Source organism: Collinsella aerofaciens, from assembly GCF_028206795.1.
Taxonomy (GTDB): Bacteria; Actinomycetota; Coriobacteriia; order Coriobacteriales; family Coriobacteriaceae; genus Collinsella; species Collinsella aerofaciens_AX.
Window position 1 is genome coordinate 22,999 of the sequence record NZ_JAQLFJ010000005.1, and the last position, 22,245, is coordinate 45,243.

General features: G+C 61.2%; 19 protein-coding genes. 11 read left to right on the forward strand and 8 right to left on the reverse strand.

Annotated features, from left to right (window positions below; translation table 11 throughout):
* Positions 1 to 24 precede the first annotated feature (24 nt).
* Entirely contained in the window at positions 25 to 1,587 is a 1,563-nt protein-coding gene (locus tag PMX70_RS04320) for a cation:proton antiporter domain-containing protein (RefSeq protein WP_271742990.1), read from the reverse strand.
* Positions 1,588 to 1,771: 184 nt separating this feature from the next.
* On the opposite strand from PMX70_RS04320, the gene PMX70_RS04325 reads away from it, so the two are divergent.
* Entirely contained in the window at positions 1,772 to 5,518 is a 3,747-nt protein-coding gene (locus tag PMX70_RS04325; RefSeq protein ID WP_271742991.1) for a phosphoribosylformylglycinamidine synthase, read from the forward strand.
* A gap of 99 nt (positions 5,519 to 5,617) precedes the next feature.
* Positions 5,618 to 6,553: a DMT family transporter gene (locus tag PMX70_RS04330; RefSeq protein ID WP_271742992.1), complete on the forward strand. Its 936-nt coding sequence runs from the start codon at positions 5,618 to 5,620 to the stop codon at positions 6,551 to 6,553.
* A 100-nt stretch (positions 6,554 to 6,653) separates the two neighbouring features.
* Here the strand turns inward: PMX70_RS04330 and PMX70_RS04335 are convergent, their stop codons facing one another.
* The 4 genes from PMX70_RS04335 to PMX70_RS04350 form a co-directional block, all read right to left on the reverse strand.
* A complete protein-coding gene (locus tag PMX70_RS04335; protein ID WP_271742993.1) occupies positions 6,654 to 7,796 on the reverse strand; it encodes a GGDEF domain-containing protein in 1,143 nt (380 codons plus the stop codon).
* Positions 7,797 to 7,982: 186 nt separating this feature from the next.
* Positions 7,983 to 9,005, reverse strand: coding sequence for a 2-keto-3-deoxygluconate permease (locus PMX70_RS04340; RefSeq protein WP_271742994.1), 1,023 nt, complete (start codon positions 9,003 to 9,005; stop codon positions 7,983 to 7,985).
* A 141-nt stretch (positions 9,006 to 9,146) separates the two neighbouring features.
* Complete coding sequence (locus PMX70_RS04345) at positions 9,147 to 9,470, reverse strand: AzlD domain-containing protein (RefSeq protein WP_271742995.1); 324 nt, start codon at positions 9,468 to 9,470, stop codon at positions 9,147 to 9,149.
* Positions 9,457 to 10,152, reverse strand: coding sequence for an AzlC family ABC transporter permease (locus PMX70_RS04350; RefSeq protein ID WP_334203832.1), 696 nt, complete (start codon positions 10,150 to 10,152; stop codon positions 9,457 to 9,459). The genes PMX70_RS04345 and PMX70_RS04350 overlap by 14 nt, the downstream gene beginning before the upstream one ends.
* A 126-nt stretch (positions 10,153 to 10,278) precedes the next feature.
* Between PMX70_RS04350 and PMX70_RS04355 the strand changes: the two genes are divergently transcribed.
* Positions 10,279 to 11,091, forward strand: coding sequence for an HD domain-containing protein (locus tag PMX70_RS04355; protein ID WP_117582900.1), 813 nt, complete (start codon positions 10,279 to 10,281; stop codon positions 11,089 to 11,091).
* On the opposite strand, the gene PMX70_RS04360 is transcribed toward PMX70_RS04355, so the two are convergent.
* The 3 genes from PMX70_RS04360 to PMX70_RS04370 are packed head-to-tail and all read right to left on the reverse strand — an operon-like array spanning position 11,088 to position 14,713.
* Positions 11,088 to 12,293, reverse strand: a complete 1,206-nt coding sequence (locus PMX70_RS04360; RefSeq protein ID WP_271742996.1) for an electron transfer flavoprotein subunit alpha — start codon at positions 12,291 to 12,293, stop codon at positions 11,088 to 11,090. The genes PMX70_RS04355 and PMX70_RS04360 overlap by 4 nt on opposite strands.
* Positions 12,294 to 13,109, reverse strand: a complete 816-nt coding sequence (locus PMX70_RS04365) for an electron transfer flavoprotein subunit beta/FixA family protein (RefSeq protein WP_271742997.1) — start codon at positions 13,107 to 13,109, stop codon at positions 12,294 to 12,296. It lies immediately after the preceding gene.
* A 2-nt stretch (positions 13,110 to 13,111) separates the two neighbouring features.
* Positions 13,112 to 14,713, reverse strand: coding sequence for an FAD-binding oxidoreductase (locus PMX70_RS04370; RefSeq protein ID WP_271742998.1), 1,602 nt, complete (start codon positions 14,711 to 14,713; stop codon positions 13,112 to 13,114).
* A gap of 346 nt (positions 14,714 to 15,059) precedes the next feature.
* Here PMX70_RS04370 and PMX70_RS04375 point away from each other — a divergent pair, with 346 nt between their 5' ends.
* The 8 genes from PMX70_RS04375 (at position 15,060) to PMX70_RS04410 (ending at position 22,240) form a co-directional block, all read left to right on the forward strand.
* Positions 15,060 to 15,356: a hypothetical protein gene (locus PMX70_RS04375; RefSeq protein ID WP_271742999.1), complete on the forward strand. Its 297-nt coding sequence runs from the start codon at positions 15,060 to 15,062 to the stop codon at positions 15,354 to 15,356.
* Complete coding sequence (locus PMX70_RS04380; protein WP_271743000.1) at positions 15,353 to 15,862, forward strand: cell division protein FtsQ/DivIB; 510 nt, start codon at positions 15,353 to 15,355, stop codon at positions 15,860 to 15,862. Before PMX70_RS04375 ends, PMX70_RS04380 begins: the two co-directional genes overlap by 4 nt.
* Before the next feature lie 90 nt (positions 15,863 to 15,952).
* Positions 15,953 to 16,552: a hypothetical protein gene (locus PMX70_RS04385; protein ID WP_117563504.1), complete on the forward strand. Its 600-nt coding sequence runs from the start codon at positions 15,953 to 15,955 to the stop codon at positions 16,550 to 16,552.
* A 49-nt stretch (positions 16,553 to 16,601) separates the two neighbouring features.
* Positions 16,602 to 16,817, forward strand: coding sequence for a hypothetical protein (locus PMX70_RS04390; RefSeq protein WP_147325407.1), 216 nt, complete (start codon positions 16,602 to 16,604; stop codon positions 16,815 to 16,817).
* 18 nt (positions 16,818 to 16,835) lie between these two features.
* Positions 16,836 to 18,266 (forward strand): hypothetical protein, encoded by a 1,431-nt coding sequence (locus PMX70_RS04395; RefSeq protein ID WP_117563506.1) that lies wholly within the window; start codon positions 16,836 to 16,838, stop codon positions 18,264 to 18,266.
* A 118-nt stretch (positions 18,267 to 18,384) separates the two neighbouring features.
* On the forward strand, positions 18,385 to 19,101 hold the full coding sequence (locus tag PMX70_RS04400) for a DUF554 domain-containing protein (RefSeq protein WP_197032801.1): 717 nt from the start codon (positions 18,385 to 18,387) through the stop codon (positions 19,099 to 19,101).
* Positions 19,102 to 19,188: 87 nt separating this feature from the next.
* Entirely contained in the window at positions 19,189 to 20,943 is a 1,755-nt protein-coding gene (locus PMX70_RS04405) for a TerB N-terminal domain-containing protein (RefSeq protein WP_271743001.1), read from the forward strand.
* Positions 20,936 to 22,240: an ATP-binding protein gene (locus tag PMX70_RS04410; RefSeq protein ID WP_124786404.1), complete on the forward strand. Its 1,305-nt coding sequence runs from the start codon at positions 20,936 to 20,938 to the stop codon at positions 22,238 to 22,240. Before PMX70_RS04405 ends, PMX70_RS04410 begins: the two co-directional genes overlap by 8 nt.
* Positions 22,241 to 22,245: the final 5 nt, after the last annotated feature.

A 22,245-nucleotide genomic window follows, 5' to 3' on the forward strand; every position in this document is an offset into this window, starting at 1 on the left:
GAACCCGTATCCCGACATTCCTTGCTACTTGCCGTCGTCGTCCTGGGCTTCATCGCGCGCATAGAGCTCCAACATGCGGCGGCGGTATTCGCGCACGGCAAGCTTGGCGCGCTCCAAGCGGCGACGCTCGCGCGGAGTCAGCTCGGACGGGTCAACCTCGTCTCCATAGGTCTTGTCGGCAAGCAGGTGCGCCGCGTCCACAATACGGGCATCGATGTGGCCGCTCGCCGCCTCGGCGGAAAGACGCTCGGCAATCGTATCGAGCGTAGGCAGGCCCTCGAATACGCGACCGTGACCATGCGAGGTCAGCAGCTCGTGCTCGCGTGCGAGCAGACTCGCCAAATCGTGATGGGCACGCAGGATGTCGAACGCATCGGATGGATGCTCGGCAACCTCTGCCACGGCGGCGACCGGCGCGGCGTCGACCACGCGGTAGAAGAGCTGCGCGAGCAATGGCATCAAGAACACCGTGATGGCACCGGCGGCAACCATGACCGACGCAATTTCTTGCGACAGCGCGCCCGCGTTGACGGCAACGCTTGTCACGGCGACAATGATCGGCAGGGCCGTGGTGCAGTAGAGCGCCACGGTAATGCGACCATACGCCGACACATCGCGCGTCGCAGGACAAATGCTCATAGAGATGAGAATCGGCACGGCACGAATTATCAGCAACGCCACGATAAAGCCCGCGAGCAGCCCGGGGCGCGACGCCACGGCCGTCAGGTCGATCTTTGCGCCCGATACAGTAAAGAACACCGGAATCAAAAAGCCGTAGGCCAGGCCGTCGAGCTTGGTCTCAAGCGTATGGTTGCCCTCGGGGATGATATAGCGCAGGACGAAGCCGGCGGCAAAAGAACCCAACACGATGTCGAGATCAAAGACGGCCGAGAACGCCACGAGCGTGACCAGGATGAGCACCGTCAGGCGCACGAAGGTCTGCGACGTGGTATCGGCGCGCTCCTCGACAAACGCAAAGAAGCGGCTGCCGACGCGCTTGGAGCGGCTTGGGACCACGGCCAGCAATACACAAACCACCGCAAACAAGCCAAGGATTACGAGCGTTTGGATGCCAGTGCGAGCAGACAGCAGCACCGACATGGCGAGCACGGGACCGAGCTCGCCCCAAGTGCCATACGCGAGAATCGAGTCGCCCACACGCGTGCCGGTGAGCGAGCGCTCACGCATGATGGGCACGAGCGTGCCGAGCGCCGTAGAAGTGAGGGCAAGCGTCACGGCAATACCGTCGAAATGACTGACCGAGAACCACGGGGTAAAGCGCACGGCAAGCCAGGCGATACCAAACGTGACGACCCACGTCGCTAAGCCGTAGCGCCCCTCGACGCCCGTGATGCTCTTGGGGTCGATCTCAAAGCCGGCAAGCAGGAACAAAAAGGCCAGGCCGAGCTCGGACACAAGCGAGACCTCAGCATCTACATGGATGACGCCGAGCATATGAGGGCCCAGCACCGCGCCGAACACGAGCAAAAAGACCGTTTCGGGAACGGGTTTTCCGGGAATCGCCGAGGCGATGAAGGGGCTTGCAAAGGCCACGAGTGCGATGATGGCGAGCGAAACGAATGCCATGTGATGCCTTTCTCTTGTTTGCGCTTCACTGTAGCACCCTCGCCGTCCTCAACGCGCCGCGAGCTGTCGTATCATAGTGAGGTTTACAAACATGTGGCTCAAGGCGACCGCAGGGCAGGCCCCGCAAACCGACCGCTGCCGCATACCGTACCGTACGCCCAACCGATCAGGAAGGCAGGAACCAATGGTCTCTCGTATCTACGTGGAGAAGAAACCCGGGTTCGACGTCGAGGCTCAGCAGCTCAAGGGCGAGCTGACCGAGATTCTCGGCATCAAGGGCATCGAGGCCCTGAGGATCATCAACCGCTACGACGTCGAGGGCATCGACGAGGAGCTTTTCCGCTCCTGCGTGCCGACCGTCTTTAGCGAGCCCCAGGTCGATGTGACCTACGACGAGCTCCCCGCAAGCGATGGCGCCGTCTTTGCCGTCGAATTCCTGCCTGGCCAGTTTGACCAGCGCGCCGACTCCGCCAGCGAGTGCGTGCAGCTCATCAGCCAGGGCGAGCGCCCCGCCGTGCGCTCCGCCAAGGTCTATATGATCTCGGGCGCTCTGGACGAAGCCGCCATCGAGGCCATCAAGCACTACGTGGTGAACCCCGTCGAGGCACGCATCGCCTCGCTCGACCTGCCCGAGACGCTGTACATGGAGACCCCCGAGCCCCAGCCCGTCGAAGTGCTCGACGGCTTCCGCGAGCTCGATGAGGCCGGCCTTGCCGCCTTTATTTCCGAGCGCGGTCTTGCCATGGACGAGGCGGACATCGCCTTCTGCCAGCAGTACTTCCGCGATGAGGACCGCGACCCCACCATCACCGAGATCCGCGTGATCGACACCTACTGGTCCGACCACTGCCGCCACACCACCTTCGGCACCGTCCTGGACGACGTGACGATCGATGACGCCGTGGTGCAGCAGGCCTTCGACCGCTACATGGAGATGCGCCACGAGCTCGGCCGCGACGCCAAGCCCGTCTGCCTCATGGACATGGGTACCATCGGCGCCAAGTACCTCAAGAAGACCGGCGTCATGACCGATGTCGACGAGTCCGAGGAGATCAACGCCTGCACCGTCAAGGTAAAGGTCGATGTCGATGGCGAGGACCAGGACTGGCTGTTCCTCTTTAAGAACGAGACTCACAACCACCCGACCGAGATCGAGCCCTTCGGCGGTGCCGCCACCTGCGTGGGCGGCGCCATCCGCGACCCGCTCTCGGGCCGCAGCTATGTGTACCAGGCCATGCGCGTCACCGGCGCCGGCGACCCCACCGTCCCGGTTTCCGAGACGCTCGAGGGCAAGCTGCCGCAGCGCAAGCTCGTGACCACTGCCGCCGCCGGCTACTCCAGCTACGGCAACCAGATCGGCCTTGCCACCGGTCAGGTCAACGAGCTCTATCACCCCGGCTACGTGGCCAAGCGCATGGAGGTCGGCGCCGTCGTGGGCGCTACCCCGGCAAACCACGTGCGTCGCGAGTGCCCCGCCCCCACCGACAAGATCATCCTGCTGGGCGGCCGCACCGGCCGCGACGGCATCGGCGGCGCCACCGGCTCCTCCAAGACCCAGAACACCGAGTCGATCGAGACCTCGGGCGCCGAGGTCCAGAAGGGCAACGCCCCGGTCGAGCGCAAGCTGCAGCGTCTGTTCCGCCGCGGCGATGCCTGCCGTCTGATCAAGCGCTGCAACGACTTTGGCGCCGGCGGCGTCTCGGTCGCCGTGGGCGAGCTTGCCGACGGCCTGTATGTCGACCTTGATACCGTAACCAAGAAGTACGACGGCCTGGACGGCACCGAGCTCGCTATCTCCGAGTCCCAGGAGCGCATGGCCTGCGCCGTTGCCGACGGTGACGTCGAGGAGTTCATGGGCTACGCCGCCGAGGAGAACCTAGAGGCAACCGTCATCGCCGAGGTTACCGCCGAGCCGCGCATGCGCATGGCCTGGAACGGTGTCGCCATCGTCGACCTGTCCCGCGAGTTCCTCAACTCCAACGGCGCGCCCAAGCACCAGGTCGCCCACGTGTGCGCCCGCAGCGTGTGGCAGCCCAGCTGGGCCGGCACCACGCTTGCCGAGCGCATGACCTCGCTGGTCACCGACCTCAACGTCGCCTCCAACAAGGGCCTTTCCGAGCGCTTCGACTCCACCATCGGTGCCGCGACCGTGCTCATGCCCTTTGGCGGCAAGACGCAACTCACCCCCAGCTCGGCCATGGTCGCCAAGTTCCCCGTGGACGGCGAGACCACCACGGCAAGCGCCATGGCATGGGGCTTCAACCCCTACCTGATGGAAGCCGACCAGTTTGCCGGCGCCTACCTGTCCGTGGTCGAGTCCATCGCCAAGCTCGTGGCTGCTGGCTTTGAGCACAAGCGCGCTTACCTCTCCTTCCAAGAGTACTTTGAGCGTCTGCGCACCGAGGCCGAGCGCTGGGGCAAGCCCATGGCAGCCGTCCTGGGCGCCCTTATGGCCCAGGTCGACCTGGGTGCCGGCGCCATCGGCGGCAAGGACTCTATGAGCGGTTCGTTTGAGGACGAGGCCGGCGAGCTCAACGTTCCGCCGACCCTGATCAGCTTCGCTGTCGCCGTGGGCAAGGCGGCCCGCGCCGTCTCCCCCGAGTTCAAGGGCCTCACGCACCGCGTCGTCCGCATCGCCCCCGCCACCTATGGCCAGGACTACCGTCCCGATGCCCAGCAGCTTCTCGCCGCATTTGACGCCGTCGAGGCGCTCACCGCCACTGGCGACGCCCTGGCCGTCTCCACGCCCGGCTACGGCTGCGGCGCCGAGAGCCTCTTTAAGATGTGCGTCGGCAACCAGATCGGTATCGAGCTTGCCGAGGACGTGGACGTGGAGAGCCTCTTCACCCCGCTCTACGGCAGCTTTATCGTCGAGCTCGCCGAGGATGCCGAGCTGCCCGAGGTCGCCGACGGCGTTGTCGTCGAGCCCCTAGGCACCACCGTTGAGGGCTATGTCATCGATACCGGCTCCGAGGTCATCGAGCTCTCCGAGCTCCAGGAGGCCTGGGAGAGCGGCATCGAGGGCGTCTTTGCCTACCGCAGCGCCGGCGAGACCGCCGAGGTCGAGACCATCGACTTCCGTGCCAAGGATATCCACGTGTACGGCGGCGCCAAGATCGCCCGCCCGCACGTGGTAATCCCCGTGTTCCCCGGCAACAACTGCGAGTACGATAGCGCCCGCGCCTTCCGTGCCGCCGGTGCCGAAGCCGACACCTTCGTGATCAACAACCTCACGCCCGAGGCCGTCGCCGAGAGCACCCACGAGCTTGCCCGCCGCATCCGTGCAAGCCAGATTGTCATGATCCCCGGCGGCTTCTCGGGCGGTGACGAGCCCGATGGCTCCGCCAAATTCATCACGGCGTTCTTCCGCGCTCCCGAGGTCACCGAGGCAGTCCGCGACCTGCTCAAGGCCCGCGACGGCCTGATGCTGGGCATCTGCAACGGCTTCCAGGCTCTGGTCAAGCTCGGCCTGGTGCCCTACGGTGACATCGTCGACGCCACGCCCGATGCGCCCACGCTGACGTTCAACACCATCGGTCGCCATCAGAGCCGCCTGGTGCGCACCCGCATCTCGTCCAACCTGTCCCCGTGGCTGTCGCAGTGCAGCGTCGACGACCCCTACACCGTCGCCATTAGCCACGGCGAGGGCCGCTTTGTCGCCAACGACGAGGTACTCGCCCAGCTGATCGCCAACGGCCAGGTCGCCACTCAGTACGTGGGCGAGGACGGCAAGCCCAGCATGGATCTTTCCGTCAACCCCAACGGCTCTGCACTTGCCATTGAGGGCATCACGAGCCCCGACGGCCGCGTCCTGGGCAAGATGGGCCATGCCGAGCGTCGCGGCGACAACCTGTACCGCAACGTGCCCGAGCATGTCCCTGGCGATAAGTTCATGCCGGTCTTTGAGAGCGGCGTAGCCTACTTCGCTTAAAGCTATCCCATCGGGTACAATCCCCTCGGGTAACAACACCCGCCACCGGCGCTCCCGGTGGCGGGTTCTTTTTTGCTTCGCGCATATAGGAAGGACATCATGGAAAGCCGCAAGCCGCATCTCGCCACCCTGCCCGGACTCATCCTGGGCTGTCTTGTTTGCTGTGCGCTCTGGGGGTCGGCCTTTCCCTGCATCAAGATCGGCTACGGCCTCTTCGGCATCCCCGCGCACGACAGCGCCTCGCAGCTGCTCTTCGCGGGTCTGCGCTTCACCCTTGCCGGCATGCTGGTCATTATTGGCATGAGTGCGGCCCAGCGTCGCCTGCTCGTTCCGCAGGCTCGCGACATCAAGCCCATCTTTGTCTTGTCGCTCTTCCAGACTATCGGTCAGTACTTCTTTTTCTACCTGGGACTCTCGCGCGCCAGCGCCATGTCGAGCTCCATCATCGAGGCCAGTGCCAACTTCCTCGCAATCCTCTTTGCCGCCCTGGCGTTTCGCACCGAAAAGCTCAATACGGCCAAGGTGCTTGGCTGTGTACTGGGCTTTGCCGGCGTCGCGCTCGTCAACCTTTCGGGCGCGGATGGCACCTTTGGCTTTACACTCGACGGCGAGGGATTTATCTTGGCTTCCACCGTTGCGGGTGCCCTTTCGACCTGCCTGATCGGCATCTTCTCGCGCGAGCACGACGGCGTCTTGCTTGCAGGGTGGCAGTTCTTGGTCGGTGGCCTGGTCCTCACCGCCATCGGCTTTTTGATGGGCGGTGCGCTATCCCCCACCGAAATCGCCCCCGCCATCGCGCTCATCATTTATATGGCGCTCATTTCCGCCGTCGCATACTCGCTGTGGTCCCGCCTGCTCGCCGTCAACCCCGTTAGCCGCGTTTCGATCTTTGGCTTTATGAACCCGGTCTTTGGCGTACTGCTGAGTGCATTGCTGCTCGGCGAGGGCGCCGGCACGAGCCCTGTTACCGTACTTGTAGCCCTACTCTTGGTCTGCAGCGGCATCATCATTGTCAACAAACCTAAAAAGGCCTAGCGAGCTCACCTTTTTAGGAAAGGTGTTCGCACACTTTAGCTTAATGGAGTACATCGGTGAGCTGAGGGCCGCCACGCACACTAGCGTTCGCCCCTTTTTTCTAGCGTATCTGGACGCCGGCTTTCTTTTTCTCAGCCTTGACGCGGTAGAGCTCCGCATCGGCAGCGCGAAGTAAGTCTTGCCAGGTATCAACACTATCGCCGACCCGCGCGTAACCGATGGACGTCCGCAATGCATACGGCACCTCAGCACGAGCGAGCTCGTCGTTAATCGCCGAACACAAGTCTATGATGTCCTGTTCCGCCGCTGCCTTTTGGAGCACCACGAACTCATCGCCACCATAGCGCGCGATAAACCCACCAGCCGGCGAGCAGACATCCTTGAGCGCCGCCGCAACAACCTGAAGAGCATGGTCACCCTCCACATGTCCATAGCGATCATTAATCTGCTTAAAGCCGTCGGCGTCCATCATAAGCAGATATACATCTTCGGCCTGATCCACATTTGAAAAGAGCGACAGCATATAGGTCTCAAAACGGTTGCGGTTGTTGAGTCCAGTCAACGGGTCAGTCGAGATCAGTTGCTCCTGATAGACGATATAGAGCAGCAGGATGCTCAGCGTTATACCGAAGCAAAGGCCCGGTACCGAAAACAAAACCTGGAAGGTACCGCCCACCAGAGCCGGAACCGCAAAAAAGGCGAGGGTGCGATAAATGGCCTTCTTTTGCAGGCTTTCGACTTTTCGAGCCTGAATAAAGGCATGCAAGGACGTATATATGACGTAGCAGTAGCTAACGATAGGCTGAATCATATAAAGCGCTCCGCGACGATATACGCCCTGCGTATCGATATAGAACATAGCGTGCGTCCAGTAACTGGTAAATGCCAACACGACCACCAATGCGGTTGGCAACGTTAAAAGTACCACCCTATAGGGCGTGGTCAGGAGCCGTGAGCCCTGCATCGTCTCGGAATAGAAAAACCAAATGAGGCACGCGATGGCGAACAGCGAAAACGAAACCGCGTTGGAAATCCAGTTGGCCGTGATGCCTACAGGAGTGCTCACGCCGTCCGAGAGCGTCCAGATCATATCGAAGAAAATGTAGGCAGCAGACGTGTGGCCCAGCATGCTAAACAAAAGCTGCTGGGTGCTCGAGAACAGGGAGCGACGGCTTCGTACGGCAAGCCCGATAAGAATAATCATGCACAGCAGGAATATCTCGATCTTGAGTGCCTTAACCACTAGACGTCATCCCTTCAATATCCAAGTGGCCAGAATCGCCCGATTCGTGTCTGGGCAATAAACGCCCCTATTCCGCAGGGGCAATGGGGATAATAGCAGAGCGCCCGAACGTCACTGCAAAACAGCTTTCGTTCGGGCGCTCGAACGGCGCGAATTGCACGCCGGAATCATTGATGAGTGCTATTGTTACTCGCCATCGATGTCGGTCGTGACGGCTTTTTCGATGGCCTCAACGCCTTCGACCGACAGGTCCTCCTTGCCCTGGCAGAACTTCTTGTCGATCCAGCCGGTCAGAATCGGGGCCATGATTGCCGTGATGATGACGGCGGTGGCGATCTGCGCATACGCGGTGGGCGCAAGCTCGGCATAGCGCGGAGCGACCTCGGCGAGGGCGACCGGCGTGGTCATAGCCGTGCCGGCGATAGTGGAGCAGGCAACGGCCGCCTTGCCGTTACCACCGCACAGGCGCTCGAACGCAAAGGTGATGGGGCCGACGATAAAGAGCGTGATGAGGCCCAGCAGGATGCCCGAGATGCCGCCGGTGATAAAGCTCGAAAGGCTCATGGACGCACCGAGCTGAAATCCGATGACGGCAATCGCGGGATTGGCGCCGGGAACCAGCAGGTTCTTGATGAACGGGAAGAGGTTGCCCAGAACCATACCGATGACAAGCGGCAGGATGGAGCCGACGATAGTGCCCAGCGGGATATTAGCAAGACCCGAAACGCCCAGGATGATCATGGTGACGGCGGGGCCGGCCGTGAAGAATAGGATGCCCACGGCGCCCTGCTCGGACTCGTCGCCGAACTCGCCCATGATACCCGTGTAGAGCGCCATGTTGCAAAACGTAATGCCGCCGATGATGGAAACCGAGCTCAAGCCCAAAAGGTTGTCGTTAAAGAAATACGCAACGCCCAGACCCAGCGCGGCTGCCACCACAAGCTTAGGAATCAGCACGACGATGCCGGTCTTGATGGCGCCCGGCGTGGACTTAAAGCTGATGCCGGCGCCCACAAACAGCAAGATCGCGGCGACGATGGTGTTGGAGCCGCCGCGGCAGGCAGCCGTGAAGAAGCCGCCGATCTCAAAGACCTGCGGGCAGAAGGTATTGAGCAAAAGGCCGACGATCATCGGGTAGATCATGATGTCACCCGGGATGCGCGGTACTTTGAATTTCTTTTGCTCGTTGGCGGCCGCTCCCTGTGCCATGAAACCCCCATTTCCGCCGACGCGGAACAAAAGCCCACGTCACGCTTTGCTACAGTAAAGTTTGATCATGGTACCAGAAGAAGCAGACCGGCTCGGTGAGAAATTGGATTCGTTGGCCGGAACGCTAAACGTGCCCTGCTCTTATAGGAGGCTCAAAACGATATAGAGCACGATGCCCGAGACGCAGCACCACAACATCGACTTTGTCTTAATTGCCACCGCCACGACACCGGCAGCCGCAATCCAGGGAATCAAGCCCTGCCACAAGCCGGCGTCGAAAGCGCCAGGGCTTATCAAATCGTTAGCGACCAATGCCGCAAAGGCGGCAGGCGGAATATAACCCAAGGCCTCGGTAACGCGGGGTGACAGCGTTCTCCCGCGCAAGGCAAACGCCGGGGCAATGCGGAAAAACGCGATGACCGCCCAAGACGACAGCCACAGGACCAAAAACTCATGAACGGGCATCGCGAGCGCCCCTTCCTTCGGCGAGGACATCGCACGCGAGTGCCGTGACAACGCCGACGAGCACACTTGCCGGCACGGCGATATTCGTCCACCCCAAGAACTTGCATATAGCAACGGACACCGCAGCCAAACCGGCAGCTACGACATTGCTGCGCGACAGTCGCTGCGAAAAGAGTAGGCAGATAAAGAGCGATGTGCAGACAAAACCTGCAAGAGCGGTGGGAACATCGACAACGGCGCCGACGATGGCGCCCGTCGTACACGAAACGCCCCACGTTGCGATGAGGACCACGTTGAGCACAAAGGACTCGCGCGGACCCCAGTCCTTTCCCTCAACCAACTTGGCAAGCGAGATGCCATATGCCTCCTCGGTAAGTGTCGCGGCAACAGCCAGCGTCTGACGCTTCGAGGCACCCGTCAGATGCGGCGCGATCGATGCCGAGTAAAGCGCAAAGCGCGAGGAGATGGCAGCAACGCTCGCGACGATCGATGCTGCAGGCACGCCCGCCAGCCAAAGATTGCAGATCATAAACTGGCCGCTGCCCGTCACAAACGTGCTGCTCAGAGCAAAGACCATCCAGGGCTCCATTCCCGTCTGCCCCATGATCATTCCGCACGGCGCGCCTATTGCAACATAGGTAAGCATCACTGGCCAGACGATTTTAAAGATCCTAAGGACCATGCCACTCCCATTCTGGTAAGTCGTCTGCAGCGCGCCTTGCAACGCAGCAGAAATATCAACCGGTGGCAATAAAGTTCACCTACAATTGCCACCGGATCGAAAGACACAACTTTTTAGGAAGTCATTATGACAGCTATCGATCGAGACCGGGCGCGCGCGGCCTTCAAAAGCTACACCGATGCCTACGACGCCACCAACCCACGCATCGCGCTCAAAATCGAGCATACGTACCACGTGGCCGAGGCATGCGATGCCGTAGCGCGCGAGCAGGGCTGGTCGTCAGAAGATATTGACCTGGCATGGCTTTGCGGCCTGCTGCACGATATGGGCCGCTTTGAGCAGCTGCGACGCTGGGACACCTTTAAGGACGCCGAGAGCATGAGCCATGCAGTGCTGGGCATCGAGGTCCTCTTTGGCGAGAATCCCGCCGATGCACCCGCCGTAATGAGCATCCGCGACTTTATCGATGACCCGGCAGAAGATGAGCTCATCCGAGCGAGCATCGCCTATCACAGCGATTTCCGTCTACCCGCGCAGCTCGACGAGCGCACGCGGAGCTTCTGCGACATCGTGCGCGATGGCGACAAGATCGACATTATGCGCACCATCGCCGACAGCACCGTCGACACCGTCCTCAAGGTGGATGAGGACACGTTTCTCGCCAGCCACTTCTCGACACCGGCGCTTACCGCCTTTGACGAGCACCGCTGCGTCGCGCGCGATGAGCGCGATGAGCCCGCCGACTTCTTGGTGGGGCTTATCTGCTTTATGTTTGAGCTCGTCTATCCGGCAAGCCGCGCGCTGGCGCGCGAGCAAGGCGATATCTACCGCCTGCTCGACGCGCCCTTTGGCATTACGCGGCCCTTTACCGACCCCGCCACGCAGGCAACCTGGAGCCGCCTAAAGGACGAGATGCGCGACTGGCTGGCGCGTGCCTAGCGCTCAAACTGGGCCAGCAGCTCCTCGACGACCTCGACGGCATCACCGACAACCTTGTACTGGGCAGCACCAAAGATGGGGGCATCCGGGTCCTCGTTGATGGCGATAATGCACTCCGCCCCACCGATGCCGGCAAGATGCTGGATGGCGCCCGAAACACCGATACTCACGAGAAGCTTGGGCGAGACCGATACACCCGTCTGGCCAATTTGGTGGCGATACTCCAACCAGCCTGCCTCCACAATGGGACGCGTGCAACCAAGCTCGGCACCCAGGGCATCGGCGAGCTTTCGCATCAGGGGCAGATTCTTCTTGGAGCCGATGCCGCGGCCCACCACGACCAGACGCTCGGCATCGGCAATTGAGGCCTGCTGTCCCCACTCCTCGGCGGGAATCGAGATCTCGACGCGGGCCTTAACGTCATCCGCAAGCACTACCTGGGTAATCGTGCCGGAGCGGCTATAGTCAAACTCGGGCGCCTTAAAGATGCCGGGGCGCACCGTTGCCATCTGAGGACGGTGGTTGGGGCAGATAATGGTGGCCATCAGGTTGCCGCCAAACGCCGGGCGCGTCTGCTGCAGCAGACCCGTCTCCGTATCCATAGAAAGCACCGTGCAATCGGCCGTAAGACCCGTCTGCAAGCGCACGGCCACACCGGGCGCCAGCTCGCGACCAAAGGCGGTCGCGCCGTACAGAATGGCCTCGGGCTTGCGCTCGGCTACCAAATCGCAGATCAAGCGAGCGTAGACCTCCGCGTCGTTCTGACGCAGGCGCTCGTCACGACAGACCAGAACTTCGTCCGCACCGGCGCAAATCAGATGCTCCAGGTCCCCGAGTGAGCCCTCGGGGCTCATGCCGACCAGTGCCACCAGACGGCAGCCGCGGGCATCGGCAAGCTCGCGCCCCTTGCCCATGAGCTCGAAGGCCACGGATGCAACGGCATCGTGCTCGTCAGTCTGCACGAAGATCCAGATGTCTCGATATGCGTCAAGGTCTGCCGCGCCGGCGGCCTCGTCGCGCTCAATCGAGATGGCGTTGACGGGGCAGACGTCGACGCACCCACCGCACAGGATACAGCCGTCGGTTACGCGGGCACAGCGATTGGGGCGCTCACCCTCCACCACAATGCCGCCCGAGGCGCAGGCGCGAACGCAGCGACCGCAGCCGATACAGGCTTCGCTATCGATAATCAGCCCGCTCATCTATGCCATCCCCTCAATAATCTTGGCAAGTTTTACCGCCTGCTCGGACGCCGTTCCCTCAACGGCCTCGCACGTTTGGTCACGGTCGGGCACAAACGAGCGCACGACCTGCGTCGGTGATCCGGCAAGGCCGCAACGCGAGGGATCGGCGTTTACGTCGGCAGCGCTGGCCACACGCACGTCTGCATCCTCGGCCGCGCGAATACCGGCAATACTCGGCATGCGCAGCTGGCCAATCTCCTTGGCGGTCGTCATCGCACACGGCATCTCCAGGTACACCGTCTCCTCGCCGGCATCGCAGCCGTGGACGAGCGCCAGCGAGCCACACGTCGTAAATCCCGCGCTCTGCACACAGCTCACGTCGGTCACGCAGGGGACCCCAAAGGCGCCGGCCAGCTCGGGGCCGATCTGGGCCGTATCGCCGTCCACTGCCATCTTGCCGCAGATGAGCAGGTCAAAGTCCTCATCGAGTGCCTCGATGCCGCATTTGAGGGCATAGGTGGTGGCTAGGGTATCGGCGCCCGCAAAGGCGCGATCGGTCAGCAGCAGCGCGTCGTCGGCACCGCGGGCGATGCAGTCGCGCAGCAGCGATTCGGTCGCGGGGATGCCCATCGACATCACCGTCACACGCACGTCCATGCCAAAGCCGATAAAGTCGTCCTTCAGCGCTAGCGCACATTCGAGGGCACTTGCATCGAAGGGATTAATGACCGCCTGCTTGCCATCACGCACGATAGTATTGGTCTTGGGGTCCATCTTGACCTCGGTGCTTCCGGGCACCGCCTTGACGCACACCACCATATGGAAATCACTCATCTTCACGCGCCCCCTTTCTGGACGAGTTCATCCAAGAGCTTCTCCGTAAACAGGTTGCCGCGACCCAGCTGGCCGGCAGGATCGAGCTGGAGTTTGAGACGCGCCGACTCGACCATGGCCTCGTGACCGTACATCGTCTCCAAGAAGCCCGCCTTGATCTTGCCGACGCCGTGCTCGGCAGAAACGGCACCGCCCATGGCCGTGACCTCGGAAGCCCACTGGGCAAAGAGTTCTCCACCACGACGGTAGTCTTGCGCATCGCGCGGCAGGATGTTCACATGCAGATGGTTGTTCCCGATGTGTCCCCAGGCAGCAGACTCAAGCCCGCTTTCGGCCAGCGTGCGGCGATAGAGGGCCATGACATCGGCAAGGCACGCATTGGGCACCGACATATCCGATCCCAGCTTGGTAATGGTGGGGTCGATGCGGCGACGCTCGTCAATGAGCATATTGACACTCTCGGGGACCGCGTGGCGGAAGAACCGCTGGCACTCGCGATCGACTTCGGTGCGGGCGACCCATGTCGCATCGTCGCGGCCGCCCGCAAGCTCCAGCACCCATCCCAGGTGGTACAGCTCCTCGGTCGCCTGCGCCTCGTCGTCGCAGTCGAGCTCCACGTAGACACAGACCTTTGCCTCGTCGTCGAGCGCCGGCAGCGAGGCAAACGCGGTCGACTGCTCGCGCCGGCGACGCAGGATATCCAGGGCGCCAGCATCGAAATACTCAATAGCGGCGGCATGGGACAGCACGGGACGCACGGAATCGGTAAAGGACACGGCCTTGTCTTCGCTATCGAAAAAGCAACTCACACCCCATACGACCGAAGGTGCCGCCTGCAGGGCGATCTCGAGCTCGGTAATGACGCCGAGCGTGCCGCACGCACCGATAAAAAGATCGATGGCGTCCATATCGTCCGCAACAAAATACCCCGAGGCATTTTTGGTCTTGGGCATGGTGTAGTCAGGCAGATCAAGCTCGAATGTATGACCCTCTGCCGTCACGAGCGACAGGTGGCGGCCCCGTGCAAAAACCTCGCCACGGTGAAGCTCGAGCAGGTCGCCATCGGTCAGCACGACATGAAGGCCCGTGACGTGAGGGCGCATGGGGCCGTAAGCGTAGCTGCGGGCGCCGGAGGCGTTGCATGCCGCCATGCCGCCCAGACAGGCAGATGCCTCGGTGGGATCGGTGGGAAAGAACTGCTCGGGGGACTCTTGGAACTCCTCGTAGGCCTCAAGCGATGCCTGGTCCCAACCAGCGGTCGGCAGTACCTTCTTGCTCAGCTGCTTACGCAGCTCCGAGAGCACAACGCCCGGCTCCACGCGCAGCAGAAATTGGCCTTGTTCATCGCGGCGAAGGCCCAAGTAGCGATTCATACGGGAAGTATTGAGGATATGCCCACCGTGGGGCACGGCACCGGCGGCAAGGCCGGTTCGGGCGCCCTGAACCGTTACCGGGACACGCTCGGCATGGAGCGTTTCCAAAATGGCACGGACCTCGTCTTCCGTTGTCGGAAACGAGATGCTCGATGCTTCGCCCGATGCACGAGATTCATCGCGGCCATACTCTTCGAACTCATCGGTGAAGGGTTTAATGGTTGCAGACACGCGAACTCCCCCTTTAGCTAACTACAGTGTTTGCAGGGAGATGTTACCGCATCGTTTCGTCGACGTGTTCGAGACCGTCTCCATAATTGGCGATTTTTACGTTTGTGCAATTCGGCGAACGGCAAGGCTTCCTCGGCAGACGATGCTTTTGACACATATCGCCCCGCCGTCGCCGGCCGCTCGATTGTCGCTCGAAAAAAGTTGAAGTAATTTTTTTCACCTTTTACCTGCGGAGATGTCAATCCGTCAAGCATTTGGTCAGAAATTGGTCAAGTAGCGGCTGATACGGTCGGCGTCGACAGCCAAAACCGATAGAAGTTTTGGTCCCAGAAGCAGGGAGGTTCCCATGGCATATTACTGGCCCCAGTACGGCGTCGCCATCGAGGTCGACGACGATCCCTATCTCCTGCCTTTCGACGAAGAGGCGCTCCCCGATACGGCGGTCTACCACGTCACCACCGATGTTATCTGCGACCCCGAGTCGTTCTCGGCGCTCGCCCACCACATCGCGCGTATCCACGACATCGAGCTCCCCCACGACTTTGACGAGCTCATCTACTCGCGCCGCCTGATGCTTCACATGCTCTTTGGAGCGGAGCCGTCCACGTTCGCACGTGTCTACACCACCAAGGACGCCGCATGAGTGCGAAGAAGCCGCCCCGCCTCGCAGGACTGGGGCGTCGCAAGAAACTCGTCGTTGTCTGCCTGGCTATCGTCTGCGCCCTTGTCGCCGTAGGGCTATACGCCTGGCAGTCGCAGCCCGTGCCCGAAGCGGGTGCCTCAGTCACGACGGCAGAGGGTAAATCGCGCCAAGAAATCCAAGATGAGCTCGATGCCATCGTCCGCGACAATATGATGACGATTTCGGTCGCACCGATCGCTCAGCTGCAGGAGGACGGCAAGCTGCGCGTCAACGTGCAAAACGTCCAAGACAATAAATTTCCCCAGCGATTCCGCGTCATCCAAAACGACGAGACCATGTACGAATCCGGTGTGGTCGAGACCGGCAAGACAATCGAGACGTGCCCCGCCGGCGACATCAAAGAAGGCGAGGCATACATCGAGATCCAGGCACTCGATGCCAAGACCCTCGACAGCCACGGCAATCCGACACGTGTCAGGGTACGGGTTGAGCAAGCCGAGAACTAGCTTTTTCGACCGACGCGGCACCGCACGCAATTCACCAGCATTCGTCCAATCATCGCGGGGACGGCCCGCGGCGAATAGAAAGGAACGACCATGGACATCACCAGGAACATGAACGGAGCCAGAGCGCTCGTCGTGGGCGCAGGGCTCGCGCTCTCGCTCGCAATGGGCGCCGCCCCGACGCCAGCTCTGGCAGCCGGGCGCGTTGGAACCACAAAAGTAATGGTCAGGACCGAGATCGACAACGTAGAGTTCAAAGTTCCGACGGTTATTCCCTTCGTCGCCAAGGCCGACGGCACGCTTCAGGGCCCCTCAGAAGACGCGACCACCATCGACAATCATTCGGCCTACGGCATCCATGTCACCAACATGAAGATCGACGCCATGAACACCTGGACCATTGCCGCCGACGCCAAGGCCGGAACCGCGCAGAATTCCATCGACTTTAAGGTCGGCCCCAACGGCGCACTCCAGAACGCCAGCGCCGCAATGCAGGAGACGGGCCTCGATCTTTCCAAGAATGCAGCCTTCGACATGGGCTACCAGGGCATTGCCGGCGGCACGGACAAAATTAAGCTCAAGACAAGCGGAAACGTCGCCCGCGTCACGCGCGACATCTTCCGCGTAACCGGCGAAGGCGATCAAGTTGCAACGATCACCTGGACGGTCGAGCCCGGTGCGCACACGGCATAAGGCCGTCGCCCTGGCCACCGCCGTCAGTATCCTAGCGTTTGGGCCAGCCATGGCCTTTGCCCAGCAAGAACAGGCGCAGGCCGCCACGCAGGTGACGGTCGACCTCTCGGAGCTCGACCGCGGCAACTGCAAGGAACCGTTGGCACAGACAGACGACAGACGATGGCTCTTGGCAGCAGGCGCCACGACAGCAGGCGCGGGAACCGCCGGCCTCGGTCTGCACATCAAACGCAGCCAGAAACGAAACACGGACAGGCCGCACTAAATTAGCTAAGGAGACCCCATGGCATCGAAGAACCTTTTGCCCGTCGTCGCACTCTGCGGCGCGCTCGCAACCGGAACGCCTGTCGCCGCTTGGGCGACTCCCGTCATGGCAGACTCCTTACCAGCAGCCCTAAGCTCCGCACCAAATCCGTCGAGCGCCATTGCGTGCAAGCGTTTTTCGTTCGCACAGGCCGCAATCTCAACCTCGGGATGCCTTCGTCGTAATACGGACGGCTCGATAGTCGTGGATATCAATCGTTCGAACAAGGCAAACGGCTCCCAGGCGGGGTGCGCCGTCTGCACGTGGCGCTCGATTGTGCTCGATGCAGATGGCGATCCGTGCGATTTGGGGTTGCGCATCGATATCGCTTCGGTCGATGACTCGGCGAACGGAGCGAAGGTCGCCTTCGACGGTGCGTTTTTCGAGAAAGGAGGCGGTATATGTCTGGGCTGCGCCGCCGCGAATGCAGACGATGTGCAGCCCACCCTCTCATTCACGGCATCGCTGCGGCTGACCAAGGCGGGCACCGATGCCATCGCGGCGGGAGAAGCATCCCTGCTGTTCTACGCCGCCAGCACCGAAGACACAGACATTCATTTCGAGAAGCCAGCCGGATCGCTCAGCCTTACGCGCGGGACGGAGGCAGGCCCTATTGCGATCGATACCCACACGCTAGGCAGGCAACGCATTCTTGCCGACCCGGCGCTTCTCGAGATGGAGTGGAACGGATCCGGAGCCGTCGGGATTGTCCCCTCCGCGCTTGACGCCAAGACGCTCCCCTCAAACGACGAACCCATCAACGCAACCATACAAGAAGAGAGCACGGACAAAGAAGCAGGTGCGGGCGACACGCCGTCGCCGACAAACAGCGTCCCAGCTTCTTTCGAAGCACCGAATGAGCCCGCTACCGGTCCAAACGATCCCGAGCTCGCGGACAGTCTGGGGCTTGCTGATCCTCAGGAGATCGATGAAGGTAACTGCTGCGTGCTTGCCGCCCTCGACCACACAGAGGTCATCGATGCTGCAAACATCGAAGTTGCCGCCGCCAATCAGCCCGTCCGCAAGTCGGCCATCATCGCATTTCCCGAATCCATCGAAGTCGTCTTTTTGCCATCGGGCGAGGTCGTGGCCCCAACACTGCTCACCTTGTTGGGCGCCAAGAATACTCGAAACGAAATTAAAAAGGTCACGGTTGTCGACCCTGCAACCACCGCTAAACTGCGTCTATACGCCGTTGCCCCAGACGGAGGCAAGACCTTGGAATTCGATGGCGACACACTTCTAGCCTGGCGACGTCTGGACATTATGCAAGACGTCTCGTATCAGATCGAACTCGAAGGGTTTGATCGTGCCCGCGATGCCAATATCATCGCCGCGGCTATTGAATCCCCGCAGCGGCTTATGACACTGCGCTTTGACTACTACCCCTATGTCCCGACAACCACCTGAGGCTTAAATGCTGCGCATCATTCCTAATACCACTTATATAACGTATTAGATGAGTCGCGATGTGCCTCGCATTTCGTTCTGCTACGATTGCCACGTTGGCATCAATACAGGAGGGCTCATGCCGGGCTTGGGAACAATCATCAACGTTGCGCTTTTAGTTGCGGGCGGTCTTTTGGGATTAGCGGGCGGCCGCTTCATTACACCGCGCATCCAAGACACGCTCATGAAAGCATCGGGGCTGTGCGTCCTGTTTATCGGCCTGGGCGGCACCATGCAAAAGATGCTCATCATCGATGGAAAGGCGCTAGCGACCACCGGTACCACCATGCTCATCGTCTCATTTGCGCTCGGCTCGCTCATCGGCGAGGCCGTCAACTTGGAAGCCGCCATCGAGAACCTTGGCGAATGGCTCAAGCGCAAGACTGGCAGTGAGGGCGATAACGAGTTCACCAACGCTTTTGTCTCGACTTCACTCACCGTGTGCATTGGCGCCATGGCCATTGTGGGATCGATCCAGGACGGTCTGCTCGGCGACTGGTCAACGCTTGCCCTCAAGGGCGCACTGGACTGCATCATCGTCTGCACCATGACGGCCTCGCTTGGCCGCGGCTGCATCTTCTCGGCCCTGCCCGTCGCCGTGTTCCAGGGGACGATCACGTTGTTTGCCGGCGCGCTCTCCCCCATCATGACCACAGCTGCCCTCAACAGCCTTTCGCTCGTAGGTTCCATGCTCATCTTCTGTGTCGGCGTCAACCTCATCCGTCCTCAGACCTTCCGCACGGCCAATATGCTTCCCTCCGTCGTCATCGCCGTCATCTACGCCCTCCTGTTCTAAATCTACCAACGCAGCGGCATCTCGAACATCTGTTTGATGCTGTGCTATGATATGAGGTCACCGTAGCTGTGTTCGAGAGGAGGAGCGGTGGCCGACCAGGACATCAAGATGCTCATCGAGCGCATCATGGCCGAGGCCCGGACCCATCAGTCCGCCCGCTTCTCAAACGAAACCTACGCAGACGAGCCGATTCTCAAAACCGGCCGACAGATGCAGAATTTCCTCCCCGACCAGTACCGTAAAATGCGCGAGATATCGCGCTGGCAGGATGACCCCAAGGGCGGTGCGGGCCGCTGGCTTTCGGAAGCCGAGCTTTTTTACCGCCAGGGCCTGCTGATGGCCGACTTTGAGGACGACTGTCCCTACAACGGCACCTTTAAGTCGTGCTTTCCCACCTACAACGCCATGAGCGACCGGCAGCTGCGCGGCTACTTTACCTGGCGTGCCCAAGTGCGCCGCGGAACCGTCGAGGAAACGTCTACGTCCTTTGCCTTTCTGTATCTCTATGAGCTGATCTGCGGCATTGGCGTAGATGATCCACTCGATGGTTTTAACAAGATCAGGGCTTTTTGGGATGTCTATCGCGCCTTCGAGCCCGGCATCGACCGGTTTGCGCGCGTGTGGCTGCAAGATTACGCCGTGTTCCACGGGCTCGACCCCAAGCTGCTTCGCGACTCTAAAACCGTCATGTTCGATAACGCCCTTATCGAACTGCGGCGCGCGGCACGAGACCTTGTACCGGCACCGTCCGGCCAGACCCCTAAGCGTCGCAAAACCTCCGAGCCCACGCTCCCCCTTCCGCCCGATGAGGTGCGCGAGGAGCGACTCATGGCCGCCATCAACGCCCTCTCCACGTACAACCTAAGTAGCTCGCGGCTCGACCGCAGCCACCACCGCGATCTGCGCCACGTGGCGTGCGCCGTGTATGTCCGCATGGCGCGCTACTATGACACGCACCGAAAGACCGGCATCGTGGCAAGTTTATTTGGGGAGGAGACGGCAATGCCCTACACCATGTTTGCCTCGGCCGTATTCTTTGCGCCCGAGCGCCACGAGGACTGCGAATACCGTCTGGACCCCATCCATATCTACCGTTGCCAAAACGGCTTTTGGGAATGCATGCGTATCCACGGTAGTAGGCAAAAGAGCAGCAAGCTCGGTGAAATGATGCGCGCCTGCGACCAACGCCTGCGCCTGGCGCTGGACCCTGCCCATCCCCTTAAGGAAGAAAAGGTCCCCAAATATCTGGCCAAGATTATCGATGACGAGATTGTGGCATGGCTTTCGTGGGACGCCGCACACCAGCCCGTCAAGATCGATATCGATCTGAGTCAGCTGGGGCATATTCGGAGCGCCGCCGCACAAACGCGCGAGGCGCTTTTGATTGACGAGGAACGCGAGGACGGCTCGTCCGCAGAAGCCGAGGCAGCGGACTCAGGGCAACCGGAAGCCGAGCCCGTAGCCGACGCGATGGTCGAGGCGGTCGCGGCGGCTGCAGGGCAGGACGAGTCCGACGAGCCGACCATATCCACCGAACAGTTTGGTGTCGTGGCACCGCTTCTCGCGCCGACGCCCACGTTCGCAGCTGCTACGCCCGCTGACGCCACAAACGAACTCGCGCCCGCCGCAAACGCCTATCTCCGCGCTCTGCTCGAGCACAACGCAGTACAGGCGGAATCGGCGGTAGTGCAATCGGAGCAGAGCGAGGACATGCTCGTCGATACCATCAACGAGGCGCTCTTTGACCTGGTGGGCGACACCGTAATTGAATTTAGCGCAGCAGGGCCGCAGATTATCGAGGACTACGAAGCAGACGTGAGAGGATACCTAGACCATGAGTGATACCGCATCCGCAGCACCTCGTGTGCCCAAGCGCGTCGCTGCCGTCATTCTCAACTCGCTCAAGGGCGGCGTGGTCCCGCGCATCGGCCTTCCTTACATCACCGTAGGGCGCGAGGTCGAGATCCGCGCCCTGCTCACCGATCTGAGTCTCATCGCCGACGGTGGCGCGAGCTTCCGCTTTCTGGTCGGTCGTTACGGCGCCGGCAAGAGCTTTTTGCTCCAGACTATCCGCACGCACGCCATGGGCGAGGGGTTCGTCGTCGCTGATGCCGACCTGTCGCCCGAGCGCCGCCTGCAGGGCGGTCAGGGACAGGGCCTTGCCACCTACCGCGAGCTCATCCGCAATATATCGACCAAGACGCGCCCCGAGGGCGGTGCGCTCAACCTTATTCTGGATCGCTGGGTCGCCTCGTGTGCCGACGTCGACGAGTCGGTCGTCAATGCCCAACTGGCCCCGCTCGAGGAGATGGTCCACGGCTTCGACTTCACCCGCATGCTCCGCCGCTATCGCATGGCCGCATCCGGGGGCGACGAAGAGACCATGAGCCGCGTGACCAAATGGATTCGCGGCGAATACCGCACCAAGAGCGAGGCACGCGCCGAGCTGGGCTCCTCGACCATCATCAGCGATGACGACTGGTACGACTACGTTAAGCTCATTGCGCGCTTTTTGGTTTGCAGTGGCTACAAGGGCATGCTGGTGCTCATCGACGAGCTCGTGAATCTGTATAAGATTCCCAACGCCATCACGCGCCAATACAACTACGAGAAGATCCTGACTATGTACAACGACACGCTCCAGGGCAAGGCGCAGTACCTGGGCATGATCATGGGCGGCACGCCAACCTCCATCGAAGACCGCCGCCGCGGCGTGTTCTCCTACGAGGCCCTGCGCAGCCGACTCGCTCAGGGCCGCTTTGCGCGCGAAGACCTTAAGGACATGCTCGCGCCCATCATCCGCCTGCAGCCACTCACCTACGAGGAGCTACTGGTGCTCATCGAAAAACTCATGCAGATCCATGCCGGCTACTTTGGCTGGACGCCCACGCTTGCCGAAAACGACTTGGTGGACTTTCTCAAGATTGAGTTCGGCCGCGTGGGAACCGATACGCACTTGACGCCGCGTGAGGTTATCCGTGACTTTATCGAGCTGCTCGATATCCTGTGTCAGAACCCCGATGCAAATGTGGCCGAGCTGCTGCAAAGCGTCGGCGGCGACGCGCTGGCGCCGGCAGCCGCAACAGGCGACACCGGCACCGCAGGCGGCAACCGCAACTTCGCCGAGTTCACCATCTAACCTAC

Coding starts and splice junctions, on each gene's coding strand:
- PMX70_RS04375 (WP_271742999.1), top strand. CDS start 15,060: ATGGCATATTACTGGCCCCAGTACGGCGTCGCCATCGAGGTCGACGAC.
- PMX70_RS04365 (WP_271742997.1), bottom strand. CDS start 13,109: ATGAGTGATTTCCATATGGTGGTGTGCGTCAAGGCGGTGCCCGGAAGC.
- PMX70_RS04325 (WP_271742991.1), top strand. CDS start 1,772: ATGGTCTCTCGTATCTACGTGGAGAAGAAACCCGGGTTCGACGTCGAG.
- PMX70_RS04395 (WP_117563506.1), top strand. CDS start 16,836: ATGGCATCGAAGAACCTTTTGCCCGTCGTCGCACTCTGCGGCGCGCTC.
- PMX70_RS04340 (WP_271742994.1), bottom strand. CDS start 9,005: ATGGCACAGGGAGCGGCCGCCAACGAGCAAAAGAAATTCAAAGTACCG.
- PMX70_RS04390 (WP_147325407.1), top strand. CDS start 16,602: ATGGCCTTTGCCCAGCAAGAACAGGCGCAGGCCGCCACGCAGGTGACG.
- PMX70_RS04400 (WP_197032801.1), top strand. CDS start 18,385: ATGCCGGGCTTGGGAACAATCATCAACGTTGCGCTTTTAGTTGCGGGC.
- PMX70_RS04345 (WP_271742995.1), bottom strand. CDS start 9,470: ATGCCCGTTCATGAGTTTTTGGTCCTGTGGCTGTCGTCTTGGGCGGTC.
- PMX70_RS04410 (WP_124786404.1), top strand. CDS start 20,936: ATGAGTGATACCGCATCCGCAGCACCTCGTGTGCCCAAGCGCGTCGCT.
- PMX70_RS04330 (WP_271742992.1), top strand. CDS start 5,618: ATGGAAAGCCGCAAGCCGCATCTCGCCACCCTGCCCGGACTCATCCTG.
- PMX70_RS04360 (WP_271742996.1), bottom strand. CDS start 12,293: ATGAGCGGGCTGATTATCGATAGCGAAGCCTGTATCGGCTGCGGTCGC.
- PMX70_RS04320 (WP_271742990.1), bottom strand. CDS start 1,587: ATGGCATTCGTTTCGCTCGCCATCATCGCACTCGTGGCCTTTGCAAGC.
- PMX70_RS04385 (WP_117563504.1), top strand. CDS start 15,953: ATGGACATCACCAGGAACATGAACGGAGCCAGAGCGCTCGTCGTGGGC.
- PMX70_RS04380 (WP_271743000.1), top strand. CDS start 15,353: ATGAGTGCGAAGAAGCCGCCCCGCCTCGCAGGACTGGGGCGTCGCAAG.
- PMX70_RS04355 (WP_117582900.1), top strand. CDS start 10,279: ATGACAGCTATCGATCGAGACCGGGCGCGCGCGGCCTTCAAAAGCTAC.
- PMX70_RS04350 (WP_334203832.1), bottom strand. CDS start 10,152: ATGGTCCTTAGGATCTTTAAAATCGTCTGGCCAGTGATGCTTACCTAT.